The following is a 17,068-nucleotide window of genomic DNA, read 5'->3' as shown; positions in this document are numbered from 1 at the left end:
CAAGCTCCAGGGCAAGGAATACGTCCGAACCCCGCGACGGTTCTGCGTTCCCTGTGGGGTCAAGTACAACTTCGTGATCCCGACCGCTGGCCAGGTAGCCGGCGATGCCTGATTGCAACTTCCAGCCACAACACTGCCCGACGTGCGGAGCACAAGGCTTTGTGCTCAGCAACTACGGCGGAGATGGCCTCACGGCCATCATGGTCTGTTACGAGAACCACCGATGGACGGCTACAGCGCCGAAGTAGGCGCTAGGCTCTTGGTTGGCGTCGAGAGGTTCCCCATGATCGTGGGGGTTGGCAATCCCGACAAGGCTAGGACGGCCGATGCCTGCGACGAAAACCGCCTACTACGTCATCATCCGCGATACCCGAAACGATGAGGTTCGGGAAAGCGGTTGGGGCGTGTATGCAGATCCAGAGACCGCAGATCACGTGGTCGAACGAGTCAATGAGCGGGAGCGGATCAGAGGTGGCACGACTGCGGTCGCCTTCTGGCGAGAGACCCGATGGGATGCCGAGCGCTATCTTCCATCTCTCGCCGATGGCAAGCCTCTCGACTGCGATAGCCCAGACTTCCTGACAAGCTGATCATTGCGCACTCCCTCATGAGCTTGGACAGTCGTGAGGGACTCGGAGCGATCAGACGCAACAGAAAGGGCCCCCGTAGGGGCCCCGAGCTCGTCTGTGTCTAGGCGCGAACCGCGCCGATGTCCTTGGTGAACTGCAACCACTGAACCCCGACCGCGCCCTGGCCTTGCTTCAGGGTGTCATGCCTGGATACGTCGATGGCCGCGCCGCGCGGTGCGGGAATGTGGTAGGTCACCACGTGCTTGCCGCTCTCCTTCCGGATGGAAGCGATGCGACGGCCGTTCACCGAGCCGACCAGTGCGCCCGGAAGGCCCGTGTAGTTGCGCCACATCCACTTGATCAGCCATTGACCGGCCTGCGTCCCGGCGTCCCATTCCGAGGGCAATGGCATGTACTCTGCATTGGTCACGGACATGCTGTCCCCGGCTTTCCGAAGTAGAGATTCACCCAATCAACTCGCGTGTCCATGGCCGCTATCAGCGCTTCAGGCGTGTCGCCCTGGGCGCCATTGCGCATGGATGGATCTAGGAAGTTCTCGTAAGCGATGTAACCGCCTCCTGGTCGTTCGCGGATGTCCCATGGGCCGATGTATGGCCGTAGCTCTTCGGGCAATGCTGTGTGCATAGCGGCAGCGTACGTCGAGATGCCTACGCCTGCCTACCCCTCACGACACGTACGCCCCGGTAGGCTGCGTCACCGCTGGTCACATACGTTGATCGTGTGAGCGAGCGTGACCACCAGGAGGAGCCGGAGGTTCGGTTCTATGACGACGTGCCCAAGTACCGGACGCTGGTTGATCATTTCCGCAAGCTGATCGCTGATGGCGTCCTGGTCCCTGGTGACCGGCTACCCGGTGAGCCGGCGATGGCCGCAAGGTTCGGGATCGCACGCCGCACGGCGCGGCGAGTCCTTGATGAGCTGCTGGAGAGCGGAGAGGCGTACGCCGTGATCGGGCTCGGGACCTACGTCAGCGACCCTGAGACGGGTGGAGCTCCCAAGCGAGACTGATTGACGCATATAGATGACCTCAGAGGGATTATTTCCTCTGGGGTCTTTTTGTTGCGCCAATCGCAACAATGGACGGCGATCAAGAAAGGATAGAGGTGAGACGTCTCAGTTCTGCCGAAGCTGTGATCATCGGATTCGCCCTGGTGGCGATCCTGATCATGTGGCTCGGTGACTGATGATCGGTATTCGTAAAGTTCGCGACCGGATCGTTTCGCGCGTCATCGCGCCTATCTGGCCGAAGCACTACCACGCCGTGTCAATCCTCGCGTCGAATGGGGGTATGTTCGGCCCTCCCTCAATCACGATTGGTCTGTCGCGTGCGACAACCAGTCGGAAGAGCGCAGCGCGCCTTCTGAAGGAGGTTCTGTTCCGTCATTGGGACAAGCATGAGGATGACTGCCTTCTCAAGGAGTGCCCCGCCGAGGGGCTTTTCATGAAGGCCATCAACGGCGGATACAAGGAACAGCCCGTGACCGTGGTCGGGGACATCGCCGTGACCATCGTGCCGTGCGTGCGCGGATGGCGTTCGCGGGTGTGTCACAAGCACTTCGTTCGCAATCACCGGACGAGAATCATTCAGACGTTCCGTGACATGGCGGAGGATGGCGAGGAAGTGACCACCCCGCCGGAAGCGCCTGCCTACATCGGCAACTTCATGTGATGGAGAACTTTCACGAGTGGTTCGCACCGAAGGTGCCAGCACTGATCGTGGTTTTTCTCTACTTCGCGGGGTATCTCTGGCTCGCTCATTACGTTCTGGAGAAAATCCCCGAACTGGTCGTGCGTCCACTGGGCAGCTTCGCATACGGCACTGCCGGAACGCGGTGGCTGTTCTTGCCGATGCTACGGAAGTCGACTGGATATGGCTCGTTCACGGCGTATGTCCAGGCGCAGCAGGATGACAGGTGAAAGTGCTTGTCGTCGGTTCTTGTTCCTGGCCTCCTTGGCGGGAATGGGACGTACACATGGGGCTCTATCAGGCCATGGGGCGCGTTCTGAGCGCCCCTGGTCGCCCTGGAAAGCTCATAGTCATGCACGGTGACGCCGGCAACGGTGACATCCGTAAAGGCGGAGTTGACGCAATGGTCAGGCGATGGTGTGAAGAGCATGTTCCCCGCTACGCGGGCAGGCTTGTCGAAAAACGCCTACCTGCCGATAAAGCGCTAGACGCACGCCCTGACGTCGTGTACGCATTCCATAAGGAAGGAGATGCAGACACCACGGATTACGTGACCCGTGCCGCGAACGCGGGCATTCGCGTCGTCCACTTCGAACTAGCCTAAACGTCCCAACCAAACATCATCGGGGAACCGGCGAGGGGAAAACATCGGGAAGATGATCATCTAGAACGAGGGATTGCACACAGCGCCATGGAACACGAAGACGAAGAGAAGGAATGGGAAATGCCTGAGACGCTCAAGGAGGCGCTCAGGGTTGCCGAAGCCCACATCTCAGACGTCCAGGAGAACACCGCAGGCGAGCGCCTCAGTGAGCGCGATGCGGCAGAGGAGCTCATGAAGGATATCCTGGCCTTCCTCTACCACACGGGCGAGGACGCCGACACCTCTCTTGCGATTGCGAGGGAGAGGGCAAGGGCAGTAACCGGGCTCTAACGTCTCAGGTCCTTTGGAGAGGGCTTCACGGCCCTCTCCATTGGTCGTGGGGCATTGGGCCCTACGCACGGAACGGAAAGGCACACAGCGCCGTGCACAACATCATCATCGGGGCGGCCTTGATCGCCATCGGGGTTTTCTGCATTGGCCTGCTCTTCATCGGCACCTGCATTTGGATAGGTGTGCGAGAGATGCAGGACGAGATGAAGGAAATGCACGAAAGGATGATCAGGAGTACGCCGGCCTTGCCGGGCACTCCTACGGCTGCCGCTTCCAGCGGAAAGCACGCGACGAATGACAGAAACGGAATGGGAAACCCTCTCGGAGCTAGCCAGGCGGTTTCAGGTGTCCCGAGAGGCGTTCAAGCGGTATCAAAGGCGGGAGGGTTTCCCCACGGGGCGGAGCCGCCCAGGCGACAGGCGAGGCACGCAAGAATTCCCGTTGTCGCGGGTTACGGCATGGCTTAAGGCCAACGACCTTCCAGACTACGAACGGCAAGAGTACGAGCAGAACCGCAGGCGCTAGGGCCTATCGGGGCCCTAGCCTTTAGAATCGCACACAGCGCAGAAAGTAGGAGATATGGCAAGGAAAGTGGTAACCACCGTTACCGATGACCTGGACGGCAGCCCGGCTGCCGAGACGGTCACGTTCTCGCTCGATGGCGTCAACTACGAGATCGATCTGAACGACGCCAACGCGGCGGAGCTGCGGAAGGTCCTAGAGTTCTACGCGAACAAGGGCAGGAAGGCTGCCGCCTCGGCCCCCCCTCCCGCCACTCGCACCGGTCGGGCCGGTAGGCCGACGACTACGGGCTCGGCTGCGGCGAAGGCTGCCATTCGGGAGGAGGGCGCGGCCATCCGCGCGTGGGCTCGGGCCAACGGCTACCAGGTGAGCGAGCGTGGGCGCATCGGTTCGGGGGTTGTCGAGAAGTGGCGGGCTGCCGGGAGTCCCCGGACGACTCGCGTCGTCGAGCCCAGGCCTGAGCCTGCGGCGCCTGCTGAGCAGCCCTTAAAGGATGAGCCGGCGAAGCCCGCCGATGTCGCCCAGGGCGACGAGCACACACAGGAAGCCGTTCGGGCACTGGCGAAGGTCGTCACCTTCCAGGCGGCACCTCCGGAGCCCGATGCCGAACCGACGCAGGAGCCACCCAAGAAGCCCGCACGCAAGAGGGCCCCTAGGGCGAAGGTCGAGCCGGTAACGGCTGCTGAATAGCAAGAACCCCCTCCTTCGGGAGGGGGATTTTTTTATTTGTCCAGAAACAGCAGAACCGCCGCTCCTTGCGGTCACCCTAGCCTTTTGGCTTTCGGGCTCCTACGGAGCGGCGGTTCATCCCCTCGTCGGGCGGGAGGCCCGTCGGCGTTGTTCAACCGGTCAGAGCCGAACAATTCATAGTATACAAGTTGATCATGGCTTGACACAAGCTAGTCCCCCATGGGGTCCTTGCGGTACGGGCTTGACCCACCCAATGCCTTCTGGAGCTTGACCAGGGCGTACGACACTCGGCTACCGATGCCCTTCTCTGTGGTGCCCAAGATGCGTTCGATGCGCTCACGCTTGCCCTTGGCTGTGGCCAGGTTGGCGACCATGGCAGCTAGCTCCGCATCGCTGTACGCGCCCATGTCTGCGAACCGGAACTTCAACCTGTTCCGGTACTTCCGTTGTGTGCGCTCCAAGCCGCGCTGCACGTCCAGTAGCGAGACGAGCCAGTTGCCGCCTGCGGCGGGATCTCCCGAGCTTGAGACCTTCTCGCCCTGCGTCCTGGTGGGCTGCGTCAAGCCTTCCTTGTAGTACCACTCCACAAGTACCCGCAGTAGGCCGACGCTGTAGAACGCCTCATCCTCGGGCTTGTAGCCCACCTGCGCGGCCAGCTCCGCCCTGCAATACCTCTCTCCCGCACGGCGGGCGATCAGCCTCATACGGTTGCCCATGTGCTGGGCTTCGCCCTCATCTTCGAAGTCTCCGGCCCAGAAGTCTTCCCACTCAAGGAGTACCTTCGGGGTTGCCAGGAAGTACAGCACGATTTCTTGGATAATGTCGTCAATGGGGCATGACACATACCTGCGAGCCAATCCGAATGCCACTTGCTGAGCGAACGGGTAAAGGTCGTCAATAGCAGAAGAGGGGGCCTTGGCCCCCTCTTTCTTGTTTTCCAGGAGATCAGCATACATGCTGATTAATTACCCGGAATCAGTCAAAGCAATCGTTTGTGGCCTTGTCGAGATCAAGCACCGCGTCAGAAACACTCTTCTCGATGTCAATGAGACTGGCGTGCGCCCAGGTGATGCGTTCCTGAAACGCCCGAAGGACGTCACTGATTCGCGGTCTCACTTCGAAGAGCGCTTGCTGTTCATCAGGGTCGGGAGTCCCGACCAAGGTCTGTGTCATTTCCCTCTTCTTTCCGCCACCTGTTCGCCTCGCGACGTCTCACAATCCGCACCCATTGACGTTTGCCTTTGTGATTTCCCAGGGTGAGCGAACTGTGACCTGGGCAACAGTCTTGATAATCCCGAACCTTGCCGAGCATTCTCACGCAGCGAGCACCAATCCCGCCTGAGTCAGTTCGTCTTGCGAGTTTTTGTCGAAGGTCATCTTGTAGACGCGATTCGAAGCCGTGTGGAAGATACAGATTCCTTCGGGCTGAGCGAATCCGGAGGCGATCACGCTGCCGTCCTTGATCAGGGCCGCCGAGATACGAAGAAGCTCGTTTGTGTCCAGGATTCCAGTCCACAAAACGGGCACCACATCAAGGCCGATCTCCGCAGCCCTATAAACGCCCTCATCCTCTCCCCATTTGCTCGTGTTGAAGAGGGAGAAATAGCGCTCGCCAGGTTTGCAGTTGTAGCCTCTGCCGATTCGATGACCCCACCATTCCCCGAAATGGCGACCAGGGCCCAGAGTCTCGGCCAGCACCTCGGAGTGCTCTCGCACCCAAGCCCCGAAACCGTGGTTGTCCTGTTCGCCTTCGAGTAGAAGGCGCTTACGCGATTGGGCGTGAACGGTTCCATCGTCATCGACGATCACGCATCCGTTGGTGCCGTCGATCTTCTCGGTAACAATGACGGGCTTCAGGAGGCGTGGAGTCTTCGGCCACGCGATGAACTCAGGCATTCACGGGCTCCGTCGAGTACAGCTCGGCAATGTACACAGCCCCGTCAGGGGGATTGATGGCGCCCGGCACTTCGACTCGGGTCCAGATCGTCACTCCCTCCCAGACTTCGAAGTTGGCAATCCCACCGAGGTGGGTCGCCGCGCTCTTCAGGTGAGACAGGGCGTAGTACGTGCGGACATCCCCCGTCTCGGGATCGACCAGGCCGAACAGTTCACGGTCCAGACCTGCCGGAACCTCAATGACCGTCTTTCCGTCGTCGACCACAGGCACCGGCTCTTCGGCCGGCTCGTCCTTCTCCTGGTCGTACACCTCATCCACGGGAGCGCTCGCAGGGGTGGTCACCTCATAGCCACGAGCGCCGACACCGGCCGCCATCGCGGCCCAGCGCTCACTAGACACGCCCGAGTCGGTACCCAGCCCCTCAAGCTCGGGAGCGGGCTCAGCCTTCTTGTCACGCTTGAACCAGTTAAACACTTGCGGTCTCCTTAGCTTCGCGCGCCTGAGCGCGCACAATCTGTGCGGTGATTTCCATCAGGTCTGCGGACAGTTCTCGCACTGCGGCGAGTCCATCCGCCAATGTTCCGCCGGCCACGACCTGTTCAGGCGAATAGGTAACGGTGTTCCACCCGATATAAACTCGCCCGTCTTCGCCCTGGCCAAAGCTGAAGTGGTTAGGCGGCGACTCGACAATCTTCTTCCCAGCCATCGATCAACTCTCCGATTGCTCTTGCTGCCTGCTGTGGCACTACGCCGTTACCGAGCAAGGTGAAAATTTCCCCGCGATGGAATGCGAAATCAGTTATCCATCCACGGCCCAAGCCCATCATCCATTCCACGAACGGCGCGGCTAGGCGGGGATTACCCTTCGGGCCAATCTCGGTAGGCGCGGGCGCCGTGCGCCCTAGAACGCCTTCCCATTGCTCGATTGCTGCTGTGTACTTTCCCCAATGGCCGGAGCCGGCCAGCGCCGTAAGGTCTTTCCCGGACTGCCTTCCGTTTCCCCATGCGCCACCACGCATCCCATGACCGTTAGGGCTTTGGCCGGTGTTCGGGGTGGGGAGAAGCTCAATCGCGATACCCGAGAGAAGTTTCTCGCCCTTGCGTGTGCCACTCCTTGAGCGCTGGCCTCCCGTCGCTAGGGCGACGGTGGGTGTGGGGAGAGCGTGAACACCACTTGATCCGCCAGTGTCGGACCATGCCCCCCGGCTCTCCTGGTCTCTGGTGGCCTTGCGCCGCCATTGCTGCCAAGGTTGGCCGTTGGCGTAAGTAGCAGCGACGAATGTCCGCTCTCTGATGTGGGGTGCTCCGGCTTCGTCAGCGCGTACGCTCGTCCATTGCGCGTCATACCCCATCTCGGCCAGCGCTCCGACGAGCCGCGGAAGACCGCCTTTGCGGAATCCGGGCACATTTTCCACGACGATGAGCTTAGGTCGAAGGACGCGAACGGCTTCAATGAAGGCGGGGATAAGGTCACGCTCATCTTGTTCTCCCTTCTGCGTGCCAGCTATTGAGTAGGGCTGGCATGGGATGCCGCCCACCAAGACCTCAACCGGTGAGACTGCGGACCAATCAACGGCGCGAATGTCGCCCAGATTTGGCACGCCGTAGCGCGCCCCTAGAAGCTGGCTCGCGGCCTTAGATGTGTCTGCCACCCACATCAGTTCGACGTTCTCAAAGAGGGCCTCTAGGGCGATCTCAAGGCCGCCGTAGCCCGTGCAAACCGAGCCGACTCTCATTGCTTCACGAATTCGTGAGTGACGTCTTCCCATACGGTCTTCGCCCGATAAACACGCAGAACGGGCTTCCATCCTGAGTGCCGCTTGCGTTCAGCGACCACACTCCGTGCTGCGCCGATATCCCCATAGAGGTTTCGCCCATTGGCCGCTTCGGGGTAAACCCGATAGACGCTCGCAGGCATCTTGTGTTCGGTCGTGCTCGTCTGATCCTTGATGACCTCACCGCGGACGAGTCGACAACACCCATCGCACCCGTGAACAGCCTCCGCCCAGGCGAAGTCATCGCCGCGCGCACGGCGCTTGCGGTCAATGTCGTCAGGGTCCGGATGGCCTACACCGTGCCGGCAAAGCCGCTCCATCAGTCCGCGATCCGAGCGCCACCCCTGACGCCACGACACCATGTGGTGATCGGATGGGTTGTGGATCGAGCAGTGCCTACCGGCACACATCCATCCTTCGTGGACCCTGAGAACCGTGCCGTTGTGCCAAGGAATCTCTTCCATGGCTAGGCCGCGAGGCTCAGCCCATCCTGCGTTGCAGGAGTGGGCGCCAGGAGGTGAGGGGCAACGACCTGGAGCTGTGCCAGGGTCCAACGGCAGTCGCCCAAAGCTGTGTGCCGGTCATAGTCGCCAGGGTCCACACCGATGGCCTTGCTCAGCTCGTCAGACTTCCACGGGAGCTTGAGCTTCTCGCCCTTGGCGATCAGGTAGCCGGCGACAAGGATCTCAATGTCCAGGAGGTGATAGTGCCAACTGGGCACGACGCCTTCACGCCGCATCATCGCGGCGAGACACTCAGTGTCAAAGTTCGGCACCGCTCCGACGATCGTCTTGCCTCGCGTCCAGCGCTCCACATCACGGGCAACCCCCGAGGCGCGACCGACGTATCCGCCAGGCACGAAGTCGGGATAGCGAGAGAAGTACCCGCCAACCTGGAGTGCCATCGGGTCAGCGTTGGCCTTGTCCCAATGAGTCATCTCGACAAAGGCGGCATACTCCTTGACGGTGCCGGTTGCATCGACAGTGACCATCGCCACGTCCCACGGCACCCGATCGGGCCGAAGGCTGTTCGTCTCGGTGTCAAGAACAACGATGTCACTCATTAGTCCTCACTCCAATGTTCAGGCAGCAATGCCATGAAGCCGGCGGCCTCGGTTTCCACTCGGCCCCACCACTCCTTCAGTACGCGCAGGGCGCCCGAAGTTTCATCGTCAGGCATCTCGTAGTCTTCGGCTCCATATTGGAGCCAGCTATAGATGCCTCCTTCGTGGTCAATCTTTGAGGCGACCGCCGCGCGGTCTACATACTTGCTCACTTCTTCGCCTTCTTCTTCGGCGGTTCCACGTCATCGCGACCGAAGACCGCAAGATTCATGAGGTTGTCCATCGCCTCATTCGCTTCGTCAATGAAGCGCGTCAACGCAAGGTGGGCCTCGGTCCACGACACTTCATCGGCAATGGTGGTGGTCGCGAACCCCGACCCGAGGGAAACGGTGTATCGCTCAGGCAGGTCATTGCCCTGCATGTCCTTCGATGCGAAACCCTGGAGCTTCCACTTCCAGTAACCGTTGCGCTCGTAAACCAGGTTCTCAGTCATCCGCTTTTCTCCACTCTCCGGTGAGGTATTCGAATTTGACGTTTTGCTTGCCGGCTGCGGATAGCTTTCGGTGACGTCGCTCGGCAAAGTAGCGAAGCGAATAGAGCCGTCCCGGGGATAGCTCGGCTGTGACTCGGTAGACCGTGGTGATGCGGTTCTTATCGACCATGGGACCTTCGACTTGCACACTTCATTGATGTAGTCCTCCCAAACTCTTTTGATCGTCTCTTCAAAGACCACAGAGCCCACGAATAAACTCAGCCCCCTTCGCGCAATACACCAGGTTCGGATCGGACTTCTTGCCCGGCGTCAGAATGGGAAGCTCTACGATTTCGGCTTGAGGAAGATCGGCCTTCACGCGCTCCGCCAGTTCCATCCCCACATTCGCCTCCATGTGGGAATCGTTGTCGGGCACGATGTAGATCTTCCTGAAATCCTTCAAGAGCAGCTTCCACGCGGTCTTACCCTTGGACCATCCGGAGGTGCCCGGCAATCCAACCGTGGGAATTCCGCACTGCTCCATGATCATCGTGTCAAATTCGCCTTCAACCATGGCGAGGAATCCAAGCTCATTGTCCAACGCGGCCACGTTGTAGAGAGCCTGGGAATCCCCGGAAAGGTACTTCGCGTGGCCTTCGTGGTGCTCATCCCACGGGCTGACGGTCTTGTCGGCCATGCACTGATCACGGATGCACTTGTACTTGAAGGCGACAATCCCGGCAGCCTTGATGATGGGGATTGTCAGCCGGCCAACGTATTGCTGATATTCAGCGTCGGCTTCCGGGCCGACGACTCCGAGCCGGAACCGGTCGATTGAGGCCGTGCTTAGCCCTCGCCCATGCAGGTAGGAGAGAGCTTCCGGACTCTCCATCAGCGTCATTTCGTGGCGCCTGGAAGCCTCTTCCAAGGATCTCAGTAGCCCTTTGCTTAGCTGCTTCATAGGGGATTTCTTCCATCCGCATGATGAATTGGATGGCCCCCCCACCCCGGGGTTCCCCGGGGCAGGAGTAGCACACCCATACACCCTTGTCGGAATTCACAGAGAAACTTGCTCTGCGTTCCGGATGGTCAGGGAAGGGACAACACATGGTCGCCTCCCCTGACCTATTCGGGGCGTCAATCCCGTAGTGCAGAAATAGCCTTTCCAAGGCCCTTCTCCACGCTCCTCAGGTCATCGAGAAGGAAATCCAGGGTGTTGGCGTGAGCCTCAGCCATGCGGGCAGTGACCTGCTCCGGAGTCTCGTTCCATCCCTGCGGCCTGCCGGCCGAATCCCGAAGACGATTCGCGGCAATTCGCCGGTCATCGGTGGCGGTCTGAAGGTCCTGCCGGACGCTGGCAATGTCATCCTGAAGATCACGCCAGACCTTGAGGTCCCTCTTCGCGGTCTCGCTCTTGGCGGCCGACGCGGCCGGCTTGTACATCCGCTCGAACGTGTTGACACCGATAATGTCAACCTTGCCGCCATCCTTCACGACGTACATCCCGGTGCCCGCATAGCGCCACGTCGCGCCCTGCGACGAGCGGACCTGGTAGCCGTGATCGGTCACGCCACAGCAACCCTTGACGTGCTCAAGGCCGACGACCGCGGCAAGCTCTGCCTTGGTGGTGGCGTCGGACACCAGGTGAGCCTTCACGGGAGTGCGAGAAACATAGTCAGTCATTACTTTGCTCCTTCGGGGAGGATGGGGATTTCGTCCAAGAGCGCACGAACGGTGCGGAGAATCTCCCAGTCCCCGGGATTGCCCGGGGTGAGGAGTGAAAGCTGATCGTTGATCCGATCGGCAAGCTTGCCGACGTGCCGGCGATAGGCGACGTACTGAGCGACGCCTTGAGCTAGAGCCGGATCAGTAGTTGTTTCCACTCGGATATCTCCTCATGTCGATCAGATCGACGTCGATGCCAACAGCCTTGAGCGCGGCCTGAATCAGATGGACCGATGCCCAACTGTCGTTGGGGCCGTAGACGTCGGAGTATGAGAAGTTCGCTTCTTCTACCAACTCGGCAGCGCTGGAGCCATACCGTTTGGCAGCCTCGGCAGAACCCCAAATGGCCTCTGCCATTTTGATCACGTCGGTGCTGTTGATCAGGCTGCCGTAATCCGGCTTCGCCTTGATCTCTTCGAAGGACTTTCCGGTTCTCTCGTGGGCCACGATTCCCAGCGCACAGAAGCACGGAACCCCACCGCGGATCTCGGCTAGCCCACCTCGGCCCAGATTGAAAGTCTTCTTAGTCTGCGCTTCCACGCTCAAGCCTTTCAATCGTCTCGTCGAAAAGCTGGATGACTTCTTCCTTGGTGCGCTCAGGCCGGTCATTCCACCAGGCGACGCTTCCGCCGAACCCGAGATCATCGTGGGCGGGGAGCTGATCGCGCTTCTCAAGGGTCGCGTGAAGAGCGTTCCGGGCTGCCCAGTACACGGCGAACTCGCCCGTGCGCGCATTCAGGAAGACGTGAGGGACCGCGCGGATAGATCCGAGCGAGCAATACTTGCCGCCGGCCTCAAAGGCGCCCTGAATCCAACCCCCCTCGGTAAGCCGCCGACGGCCCGTCTTGAGAAGAGCAATAATCTCATCCATCGGCTTCCTCCTTGGCCTTCTGAATAGCCTTCTCAAAGAGGGCCACGACGTCATCCTTGGTCCTGGTCTCGTCGTCGTTGAATTCCCAGAGGGCTTCACCGATCGGAGTCACCTCACGGAAGAAGGAGAGATCCGGTGACGCTTCGAAGGAGAATCCGGTGACGGGGAAGCCGTTGGCCGTCCGGTATGCGCCTTCGGCGCAATAGGCCGTGGCGCCATCAGCCAGGGTCGCCGTAAAGCCACCCTGAGTCCACTCATTCGCCTCAAGAAAGGCGAGCGCCTTCGTGAGGCGCTCAACCCGAGTACTCATCTCAGGACAGTCTCTTGCCGGTGATGCCACCCGTGAACCGATAGGTGAATTCGATACCCGCGCCGTCCAGGGCGAAGCCGATGTTTGCGGTGTCACGACGCCAACTGGACGTCTCGGAGCCGGACACATATCCCAGGAGGGATCGAAGGGTGGTGGCTTCCGTCCGGTTCATCTCCAGAATCACCACCTCTTCAGTCGCGGTCTGGACCTTCTCAATCTGGCGCTCTTTGACTTCAACCTTCATTGCCTTGTCTCCTTAAGGGCAGTGCGGATTAGTTGCCGATGGTCTTCAGGTGGCCTTCAACGTACTTGCGCTTGAAACCCAGGTTGACCAGCCCGAAGTCGTAAAGCCTGTTGTAAAGCGGGTCGACGAACTTTCGAACGGTCTTGTTTGAACCGCCCACAGTGCCGGCGATTTCCGCGAGGATCGCGGCCTCTTCCTTGCTCAGCTCCAGGACATAAACCTTCTCGGTCTCCGTCACGGTCTTCTGGACATCACGGGTCTCAGTCTTGGCAAGCATTAGGATCTGTCTCCTCAATCACTGATGGGTCTTGCATGTAGATGGGGATGTCTCGGAAGTTGAGGGGGGCTAGGCCCCCCGCTTTCCTCAGTACGCGAGCCTGGTCGAAACGGTACTTACCGTCTGGCGAGAGCATCCATTTCGCGAAGAATGGTTGCTCCGTCGGGTGTTTGAAGCGCGCGACTAAGCTCGTCGTATCGTGCCAGCCGGTCTCCAGTCCAAAATGAATCAGCTTGAGAATTCGCGGAGGCACTTCCTGTTCCCAGGGAAGGAGTTGCCGTTCCATAGCCAGCCTTCTTGATGAGAAGTTTGGCGAAACGCCAAGGGGTGAAGGTCAGCCATTCGTCCAGGGCTGCCGGCCCTTGGCCGGTCATCCTGACGACGTTCAGAGGAATGTCACCAGGACCACTATTACGTGCTGCCTGGCGGGACCATTCAAGGGGACGGAAATTACGTCTGGCTTTGACCTCAATGGCGAGGCCAGGAGTATTGAGAACGTCAACGCCGACGTGTCCGCTTTCTGGTGGGATCGCGTCCGGATAAATGTCCGTGAGATCCTCTGCCACATAGTCTTCACTCTTTCGGCCCCGGCTAACCCTTGCATCCGTCATTTTCTTCAACGATTTCTGAGCTGACGGGCTTCGGGTTTTGGGGCAGCGCAGCAACCGCCAATGCCACTCCAGCTAGAGCAGCAATAGCGATGCCCTTTTGCGTGGGCTTAGCTGACATCGCAACCACTCGACGACGAAGAGCTGTAGTCGGTAGTGCTTGTCTCTACCGGGCTGCTGAAAACTGGAGTCTCAACGGCCGGCACATCAAAGCCAAAGGCCAGGCTCGACGGAATACCGTCCGGCCGAATGACGAGCGTTGGGGGCTTGCTGTGACGACACTCGCACGATCGGAGTCCGGCGCAACCGCGGCATCGACCCGTGCGGCATGAATAACACTTCATCAATCCATCACCATGAGATCCATCGCAGAATTGCCCCTGTATGGCGCTGAGAGCGCCGGAGAGGCCTGATAGGGAACGAACGGGTATTGCGGTAGGGGCTCGCTGATGGCGAGCGTTTGAGGATTCAAGAGGAAGTGATGCGGGTTGTTGGCGCCGGGATCTTCCCGGCCTTCACGGTTCTTGACGGCAGCCCACCAGAGGCGATCATCGGTCTTGCCGATACTGAGAATCAGGCTCGGCAGTTCGACGATCTTTCCCTTGACCGCATCCATGGGTGAGGGCCGGTCAAGCTTCTGGCCACCGATGTTCGTATGGTGCAACATATGAACTGCGGCTCCGAGTTCATCGGAGAAGTAGTCGAGAACATGCGCCATCTCCCGCAGCCCCGACCATTCGTCGGCCGCATTGGGCAAGAGATTCATCATGTTGTCGATCACGATGAGCTCTGGCGGAATTCCCCATCGCTCCCGGAAAGCATCAATGATGTCTTCCAGTTCTTCCGCAGAAGGGCGTTTCTCAAACGCCAGAAACAAATGGTCTAGCGACCTAAGCGCAGCACGGTATTTCTCCTTGCCGTGGGCAGACTTCACGATCTCCTTGATAGAAGTCGTGGAATCGCCTGTGAGAAGTGCCGCCGCGCGGGCGGCAAATGTGAAACGGCTCATGTCGCATGAGACATAGAGCGTGGGAACGCGCACCTTGATAGCGTGATTCAGACCAAAGATGGATTTGCCGCCTCCCGGGCGGCCGACCGACATATGAAGAGCCGACCGGTAGAAACGTACTTGTGCGGCTTCCATGGATGGCCACACGGGAGGAAGCGCCTCACCCCGGCTTTGCTCTCCATCAAGGCTGCGATGAAGAGCCAGCACCTTTAACCCTTAGGCGGGTTGCACCACTGGCCCTTGTGGTCCCTGTTGCCGGTCGGGCATTCGTGGATGTGATACTGACCGTTCTTTACACTCTTCGGAGAAGGGTTGGCACCCTGACCGCAGGTGCTACACACCGGAGCAGTCATGCATCGGCTGCAATAGGTGCTCATCATCGGTGCCGGCTGAGCGACAGGCGGAACAGGCGTATTCCACACAGGCTGAGGCTGGGGCCACTGCTGAGGCTGCGCAGGCGGATACCCGGGCGTGGGAATCTCGGCAATCGTCTGGCCACCAAGTTCCTGCTCGATCAGACCAACGCCAGTCGGAACCGTGTTCAGGTCTGCGGCAACCGCCTTGATCTTCTCCAGCTTCCCGGCGACGAAGTCAAGGTTCTCTTCGAACTCTGCCGCGTTCGCGCCGCGAACGTTGATCAGGGGATCTTCGCCCTTACGCAGAGAAGCTTGGATACCGTAATCCATAATGCTATCCTTAGGGGGAAACAGCGGAACACCTGAAAGCGTTCCGAGGTCGAAGCCAAAGAGCCACCCTTAAAGCGCTAGCGGGCGGATGGGGTGGCTCTTTGGTGTTTAAGAGATGCCGAAACGGCGAGAATCCCGCGAATCATCGCGGGCAAGTAGACGAAAAGCCTTATCGGCTTCAAGGCGGAGCCGAGAGCTCCGCCGAAGGATTGCCAGGCGGGCTATGCCGCCAGAGTCAGAGCCGACGGCTTGTAGCCGGGATGGCTCGGATCGTGCTTCCATGCGTCGCGCCCCTTGGCGTGAGTGCAACTGTTTCGCACGTCGCACCATGAACAATGCCGGCCGGGGGATGCCGGGTATGCGCCGGTCTGTATGAGTCGCCACTGGGCTTCGATGTCGCCGGCCACGATGCTGGACGACAGGTGGCTGAGGGGCATCAGCGTCTTGCCGTCCTTGAAGATCGGTATCAGGTCGCCCGTGCGACCCTTGTAGATCGCCCCATACTGCGCCTGAACGCCGTAGCGAAGCTCCAGGCCCATCCGGTATCGCGAGAGCTGCACCAGATCCTCAGGCGACTGTGAGCCGAACTTGGCATCCCAGACCACCAGGGCGCCCGTGTCGGGCTCGACAAAGACGCGATCGATGTAGCCGAGAAACGGCACTTCCACATCAGGGAGCGGAACTTTGATCTCAAGCTCGACGGCCAGTTCGCCATCGGGTGTGATCCAGATCTCCCATGCGGTCTTCTCGCGCCATTCGGCGTACATCTGGCCCATCTTGGGTAGCTCGGCACGCCACCACTCGATGTCTTCCTTGTTGGGCCGCGCCTTGGTGGCTCGACCTGAAACCCGCCACTCATCCATGGGGATTCCGCTCTCGGTCTCCGTCCGAGAAACCTCAGCGTCCAGCACGGCACTTGCTTCGTCTTCCCAGTCCTCAATGGACCATGAGGGCCCGCCTTCGAGATCCCAGAACTCGATCAGGCTATGAGCGGCCTTGCCGCCAACGGCGGCCATCGACGGAACCTGAGGAAGCTTCGCGACCTTCTTTAGGTAGAAGCTCTTCGGGCAACTCGAATGACAGCCCAAAGTGGAGTGGGAGAGGTGGGGCACCAAAAGTGCCCCGGCAGTTGCCGGCATATGGTCAAGCCCCCGTAAGCATAGTTATGTATTCCTTCATGCCCCCATAGCTTGAAGTCAAACACGCAACCATGCAGAAGTATCAAAGTCTATGTCTCGCCCCCCAGGCCCCCGATACAGGGGCGGGCTGTACGCGCGCACCGGTCGAGAGGTGTTGCCCCTGGTCTGGGGAGCGAGTGATGCAAGGCTATGCCCGTGTTTCGGCTTAGGTCAAGTTGACAGAGACACAGTTTCGGACGGAAGTTATAACTTCTCTAAGTGCACTTACTGTCACTATGGGTAGTCGAAGCTGAGAGTTTGGTGCAGACATAAACTTGTCGTCCGAATTTGCTGGATTGGAAGGCTAAAACGATCTAGTGTGGTGCTCACACACAGCGCTGGGAGCTGGGGGGCCGGCGTTAATCGCTGGCCCTTCCCGCTGTTTGGAGCGGTCCTAGCGATAGATACAAAGAGAGGCCAACGGCTCAGTGCCGTTGGCCTTATCTATTGCTATTCATCTATCCATAGGGCAGCCCGTAAGGCTGCCCTTAGTTATCTAATACATAAGTAGTTAGATAGTAATGTCTCCA

29 protein-coding genes are annotated in these 17,068 nt (G+C 59.7%); 6 read left to right on the top strand and 23 right to left on the bottom strand.

The genetic code is table 11. The features are described 5' to 3' along the window. Window positions 1-326: 326 nt before the first annotated feature. Complete coding sequence (locus AW270_RS38435) at window positions 327-590, top strand: hypothetical protein (RefSeq protein WP_157521673.1); 264 nt, start codon at window positions 327-329, stop codon at window positions 588-590. Between the two features lie 100 nt (window positions 591-690). Here the strand turns inward: AW270_RS38435 and AW270_RS03930 are convergent, their stop codons facing one another. Beyond that, the gene (locus AW270_RS03930) at window positions 691-999 is read right to left on the bottom strand and encodes a hypothetical protein (RefSeq protein ID WP_157521672.1); all 309 of its coding nucleotides are present in this window, start codon (window positions 997-999) and stop codon (window positions 691-693) included. Window positions 1,000-1,310: 311 nt separating this feature from the next. Here AW270_RS03930 and AW270_RS03925 point away from each other — a divergent pair, with 311 nt between their 5' ends. From AW270_RS03925 to AW270_RS42255, 5 genes are all read left to right on the top strand, one after another. Next, window positions 1,311-1,598 (top strand): winged helix-turn-helix domain-containing protein, encoded by a 288-nt coding sequence (locus tag AW270_RS03925; protein WP_061290698.1) that lies wholly within the window; start codon window positions 1,311-1,313, stop codon window positions 1,596-1,598. 175 nt (window positions 1,599-1,773) lie between these two features. Then, window positions 1,774-2,259 carry a hypothetical protein gene (locus tag AW270_RS03920; RefSeq protein ID WP_061290696.1) on the top strand — a complete coding sequence of 162 codons (486 nt, stop codon included), beginning with the start codon at window positions 1,774-1,776 and terminating at the stop codon, window positions 2,257-2,259. Continuing rightward, complete coding sequence (locus tag AW270_RS03915; protein WP_157521671.1) at window positions 2,259-2,507, top strand: hypothetical protein; 249 nt, start codon at window positions 2,259-2,261, stop codon at window positions 2,505-2,507. Before AW270_RS03920 ends, AW270_RS03915 begins: the two co-directional genes overlap by 1 nt. A gap of 461 nt (window positions 2,508-2,968) precedes the next feature. Continuing rightward, the gene (locus AW270_RS03910) at window positions 2,969-3,211 is read left to right on the top strand and encodes a hypothetical protein (protein ID WP_061290692.1); all 243 of its coding nucleotides are present in this window, start codon (window positions 2,969-2,971) and stop codon (window positions 3,209-3,211) included. Between the two features lie 579 nt (window positions 3,212-3,790). Beyond that, window positions 3,791-4,423, top strand: coding sequence for a histone-like nucleoid-structuring protein Lsr2 (locus AW270_RS42255; protein ID WP_082801280.1), 633 nt, complete (start codon window positions 3,791-3,793; stop codon window positions 4,421-4,423). Between the two features lie 209 nt (window positions 4,424-4,632). Here AW270_RS42255 and AW270_RS03895 read toward each other — a convergent pair whose 3' ends face one another. The 22 genes from AW270_RS03895 to AW270_RS03815 all read right to left on the bottom strand — a co-directional run bounded on the left by AW270_RS03895 (window position 4,633) and on the right by AW270_RS03815 (window position 16,499). Continuing rightward, entirely contained in the window at window positions 4,633-5,379 is a 747-nt protein-coding gene (locus AW270_RS03895) for a hypothetical protein (protein ID WP_061290686.1), read from the bottom strand. A gap of 19 nt (window positions 5,380-5,398) precedes the next feature. Further along, window positions 5,399-5,596 carry a hypothetical protein gene (locus AW270_RS03890; protein WP_061290683.1) on the bottom strand — a complete coding sequence of 66 codons (198 nt, stop codon included), beginning with the start codon at window positions 5,594-5,596 and terminating at the stop codon, window positions 5,399-5,401. A 141-nt stretch (window positions 5,597-5,737) separates the two neighbouring features. After that, on the bottom strand, window positions 5,738-6,319 hold the full coding sequence (locus AW270_RS03885; protein ID WP_061290681.1) for an RNA ligase family protein: 582 nt from the start codon (window positions 6,317-6,319) through the stop codon (window positions 5,738-5,740). Continuing rightward, on the bottom strand, window positions 6,312-6,794 hold the full coding sequence (locus AW270_RS03880; RefSeq protein WP_061290679.1) for a hypothetical protein: 483 nt from the start codon (window positions 6,792-6,794) through the stop codon (window positions 6,312-6,314). The genes AW270_RS03885 and AW270_RS03880 overlap by 8 nt, the downstream gene beginning before the upstream one ends. After that, window positions 6,787-7,026, bottom strand: coding sequence for a hypothetical protein (locus AW270_RS38430; RefSeq protein WP_157521670.1), 240 nt, complete (start codon window positions 7,024-7,026; stop codon window positions 6,787-6,789). The genes AW270_RS03880 and AW270_RS38430 overlap by 8 nt, the downstream gene beginning before the upstream one ends. Further along, window positions 6,992-8,056, bottom strand: a complete 1,065-nt coding sequence (locus tag AW270_RS42060; RefSeq protein WP_369408975.1) for a DNA cytosine methyltransferase — start codon at window positions 8,054-8,056, stop codon at window positions 6,992-6,994. The genes AW270_RS38430 and AW270_RS42060 overlap by 35 nt, the downstream gene beginning before the upstream one ends. After that, window positions 8,053-8,457, bottom strand: coding sequence for a hypothetical protein (locus AW270_RS39405; RefSeq protein WP_169807239.1), 405 nt, complete (start codon window positions 8,455-8,457; stop codon window positions 8,053-8,055). The genes AW270_RS42060 and AW270_RS39405 overlap by 4 nt, the downstream gene beginning before the upstream one ends. 104 nt (window positions 8,458-8,561) lie before the next feature. After that, complete coding sequence (locus AW270_RS03870) at window positions 8,562-9,158, bottom strand: 3'-5' exonuclease family protein (RefSeq protein WP_061290676.1); 597 nt, start codon at window positions 9,156-9,158, stop codon at window positions 8,562-8,564. Next, on the bottom strand, window positions 9,158-9,370 hold the full coding sequence (locus AW270_RS03865) for a hypothetical protein (RefSeq protein WP_061290674.1): 213 nt from the start codon (window positions 9,368-9,370) through the stop codon (window positions 9,158-9,160). The genes AW270_RS03870 and AW270_RS03865 overlap by 1 nt, the downstream gene beginning before the upstream one ends. After that, window positions 9,367-9,651 carry a hypothetical protein gene (locus tag AW270_RS03860; protein ID WP_061290673.1) on the bottom strand — a complete coding sequence of 95 codons (285 nt, stop codon included), beginning with the start codon at window positions 9,649-9,651 and terminating at the stop codon, window positions 9,367-9,369. The genes AW270_RS03865 and AW270_RS03860 overlap by 4 nt, the downstream gene beginning before the upstream one ends. Window positions 9,652-9,880: 229 nt before the next feature. After that, a complete protein-coding gene (locus AW270_RS03855) occupies window positions 9,881-10,531 on the bottom strand; it encodes a hypothetical protein (protein ID WP_061290670.1) in 651 nt (216 codons plus the stop codon). Next, window positions 10,419-10,739 carry a CHC2 zinc finger domain-containing protein gene (locus AW270_RS42055; RefSeq protein WP_082801277.1) on the bottom strand — a complete coding sequence of 107 codons (321 nt, stop codon included), beginning with the start codon at window positions 10,737-10,739 and terminating at the stop codon, window positions 10,419-10,421. Before AW270_RS42055 ends, AW270_RS03855 begins: the two co-directional genes overlap by 113 nt. A gap of 28 nt (window positions 10,740-10,767) precedes the next feature. Further along, the gene (locus AW270_RS03850; RefSeq protein WP_157521669.1) at window positions 10,768-11,313 is read right to left on the bottom strand and encodes a hypothetical protein; all 546 of its coding nucleotides are present in this window, start codon (window positions 11,311-11,313) and stop codon (window positions 10,768-10,770) included. 183 nt (window positions 11,314-11,496) lie between these two features. Continuing rightward, window positions 11,497-11,895 (bottom strand): hypothetical protein, encoded by a 399-nt coding sequence (locus tag AW270_RS03845; RefSeq protein ID WP_061290665.1) that lies wholly within the window; start codon window positions 11,893-11,895, stop codon window positions 11,497-11,499. Next, window positions 11,879-12,226: a DUF6197 family protein gene (locus AW270_RS03840; RefSeq protein ID WP_061290663.1), complete on the bottom strand. Its 348-nt coding sequence runs from the start codon at window positions 12,224-12,226 to the stop codon at window positions 11,879-11,881. The genes AW270_RS03845 and AW270_RS03840 overlap by 17 nt, the downstream gene beginning before the upstream one ends. Further along, on the bottom strand, window positions 12,219-12,536 hold the full coding sequence (locus AW270_RS03835) for a DUF6197 family protein (RefSeq protein ID WP_061290661.1): 318 nt from the start codon (window positions 12,534-12,536) through the stop codon (window positions 12,219-12,221). Before AW270_RS03835 ends, AW270_RS03840 begins: the two co-directional genes overlap by 8 nt. A gap of 1 nt (window position 12,537) precedes the next feature. Beyond that, window positions 12,538-12,780: a hypothetical protein gene (locus tag AW270_RS03830; protein WP_061290659.1), complete on the bottom strand. Its 243-nt coding sequence runs from the start codon at window positions 12,778-12,780 to the stop codon at window positions 12,538-12,540. Between the two features lie 28 nt (window positions 12,781-12,808). Further along, window positions 12,809-13,057 (bottom strand): hypothetical protein, encoded by a 249-nt coding sequence (locus AW270_RS03825; protein WP_061290657.1) that lies wholly within the window; start codon window positions 13,055-13,057, stop codon window positions 12,809-12,811. Between the two features lie 116 nt (window positions 13,058-13,173). Continuing rightward, entirely contained in the window at window positions 13,174-13,623 is a 450-nt protein-coding gene (locus AW270_RS38425; protein ID WP_157521668.1) for a hypothetical protein, read from the bottom strand. A gap of 385 nt (window positions 13,624-14,008) precedes the next feature. After that, the gene (locus AW270_RS03820) at window positions 14,009-14,881 is read right to left on the bottom strand and encodes an AAA family ATPase (protein WP_157521667.1); all 873 of its coding nucleotides are present in this window, start codon (window positions 14,879-14,881) and stop codon (window positions 14,009-14,011) included. 2 nt (window positions 14,882-14,883) lie between these two features. Next, window positions 14,884-15,360, bottom strand: a complete 477-nt coding sequence (locus AW270_RS38420) for a hypothetical protein (RefSeq protein WP_157521666.1) — start codon at window positions 15,358-15,360, stop codon at window positions 14,884-14,886. A gap of 221 nt (window positions 15,361-15,581) precedes the next feature. Then, the gene (locus AW270_RS03815) at window positions 15,582-16,499 is read right to left on the bottom strand and encodes a PD-(D/E)XK nuclease family protein (RefSeq protein WP_082801275.1); all 918 of its coding nucleotides are present in this window, start codon (window positions 16,497-16,499) and stop codon (window positions 15,582-15,584) included. Between the last annotated feature and the right edge of the window lie 569 nt (window positions 16,500-17,068).

This window comes from Herbidospora cretacea (genome assembly GCF_001570605.1).
In the GTDB taxonomy this organism is placed as follows: domain Bacteria; phylum Actinomycetota; class Actinomycetes; order Streptosporangiales; family Streptosporangiaceae; genus Herbidospora; species Herbidospora cretacea.
The sequence above is the reverse complement of the archived record's forward strand: the minus strand, read 5'-3'. Positions and strand labels throughout refer to the sequence as shown.

What these genes read in the sequence shown, in the direction of transcription:
- AW270_RS38435 (WP_157521673.1), top strand. Translation starts at nt 327, where the DNA reads ATGCCTGCGACGAAAACCGCCTACTACGTCATCATCCGCGATACCCGA.
- AW270_RS03920 (WP_061290696.1), top strand. Translation starts at nt 1,774, where the DNA reads ATGATCGGTATTCGTAAAGTTCGCGACCGGATCGTTTCGCGCGTCATC.
- AW270_RS03915 (WP_157521671.1), top strand. Translation starts at nt 2,259, where the DNA reads ATGGAGAACTTTCACGAGTGGTTCGCACCGAAGGTGCCAGCACTGATC.
- AW270_RS03910 (WP_061290692.1), top strand. Translation starts at nt 2,969, where the DNA reads ATGGAACACGAAGACGAAGAGAAGGAATGGGAAATGCCTGAGACGCTC.
- AW270_RS42255 (WP_082801280.1), top strand. Translation starts at nt 3,791, where the DNA reads ATGGCAAGGAAAGTGGTAACCACCGTTACCGATGACCTGGACGGCAGC.
- AW270_RS03895 (WP_061290686.1), bottom strand. Translation starts at nt 5,379, where the DNA reads ATGTATGCTGATCTCCTGGAAAACAAGAAAGAGGGGGCCAAGGCCCCC.
- AW270_RS03890 (WP_061290683.1), bottom strand. Translation starts at nt 5,596, where the DNA reads ATGACACAGACCTTGGTCGGGACTCCCGACCCTGATGAACAGCAAGCG.
- AW270_RS03885 (WP_061290681.1), bottom strand. Translation starts at nt 6,319, where the DNA reads ATGCCTGAGTTCATCGCGTGGCCGAAGACTCCACGCCTCCTGAAGCCC.
- AW270_RS38430 (WP_157521670.1), bottom strand. Translation starts at nt 7,026, where the DNA reads ATGGCTGGGAAGAAGATTGTCGAGTCGCCGCCTAACCACTTCAGCTTT.
- AW270_RS42060 (WP_369408975.1), bottom strand. Translation starts at nt 8,056, where the DNA reads ATGAGAGTCGGCTCGGTTTGCACGGGCTACGGCGGCCTTGAGATCGCC.
- AW270_RS39405 (WP_169807239.1), bottom strand. Translation starts at nt 8,457, where the DNA reads ATGGTGTCGTGGCGTCAGGGGTGGCGCTCGGATCGCGGACTGATGGAG.
- AW270_RS03870 (WP_061290676.1), bottom strand. Translation starts at nt 9,158, where the DNA reads ATGAGTGACATCGTTGTTCTTGACACCGAGACGAACAGCCTTCGGCCC.
- AW270_RS03860 (WP_061290673.1), bottom strand. Translation starts at nt 9,651, where the DNA reads ATGACTGAGAACCTGGTTTACGAGCGCAACGGTTACTGGAAGTGGAAG.
- AW270_RS03855 (WP_061290670.1), bottom strand. Translation starts at nt 10,531, where the DNA reads ATGACGCTGATGGAGAGTCCGGAAGCTCTCTCCTACCTGCATGGGCGA.
- AW270_RS42055 (WP_082801277.1), bottom strand. Translation starts at nt 10,739, where the DNA reads ATGTGTTGTCCCTTCCCTGACCATCCGGAACGCAGAGCAAGTTTCTCT.
- AW270_RS03850 (WP_157521669.1), bottom strand. Translation starts at nt 11,313, where the DNA reads ATGACTGACTATGTTTCTCGCACTCCCGTGAAGGCTCACCTGGTGTCC.
- AW270_RS03840 (WP_061290663.1), bottom strand. Translation starts at nt 12,226, where the DNA reads ATGGATGAGATTATTGCTCTTCTCAAGACGGGCCGTCGGCGGCTTACC.
- AW270_RS03835 (WP_061290661.1), bottom strand. Translation starts at nt 12,536, where the DNA reads ATGAGTACTCGGGTTGAGCGCCTCACGAAGGCGCTCGCCTTTCTTGAG.
- AW270_RS03830 (WP_061290659.1), bottom strand. Translation starts at nt 12,780, where the DNA reads ATGAAGGTTGAAGTCAAAGAGCGCCAGATTGAGAAGGTCCAGACCGCG.
- AW270_RS03825 (WP_061290657.1), bottom strand. Translation starts at nt 13,057, where the DNA reads ATGCTTGCCAAGACTGAGACCCGTGATGTCCAGAAGACCGTGACGGAG.
- AW270_RS38420 (WP_157521666.1), bottom strand. Translation starts at nt 15,360, where the DNA reads ATGGATTACGGTATCCAAGCTTCTCTGCGTAAGGGCGAAGATCCCCTG.
- AW270_RS03815 (WP_082801275.1), bottom strand. Translation starts at nt 16,499, where the DNA reads ATGCCGGCAACTGCCGGGGCACTTTTGGTGCCCCACCTCTCCCACTCC.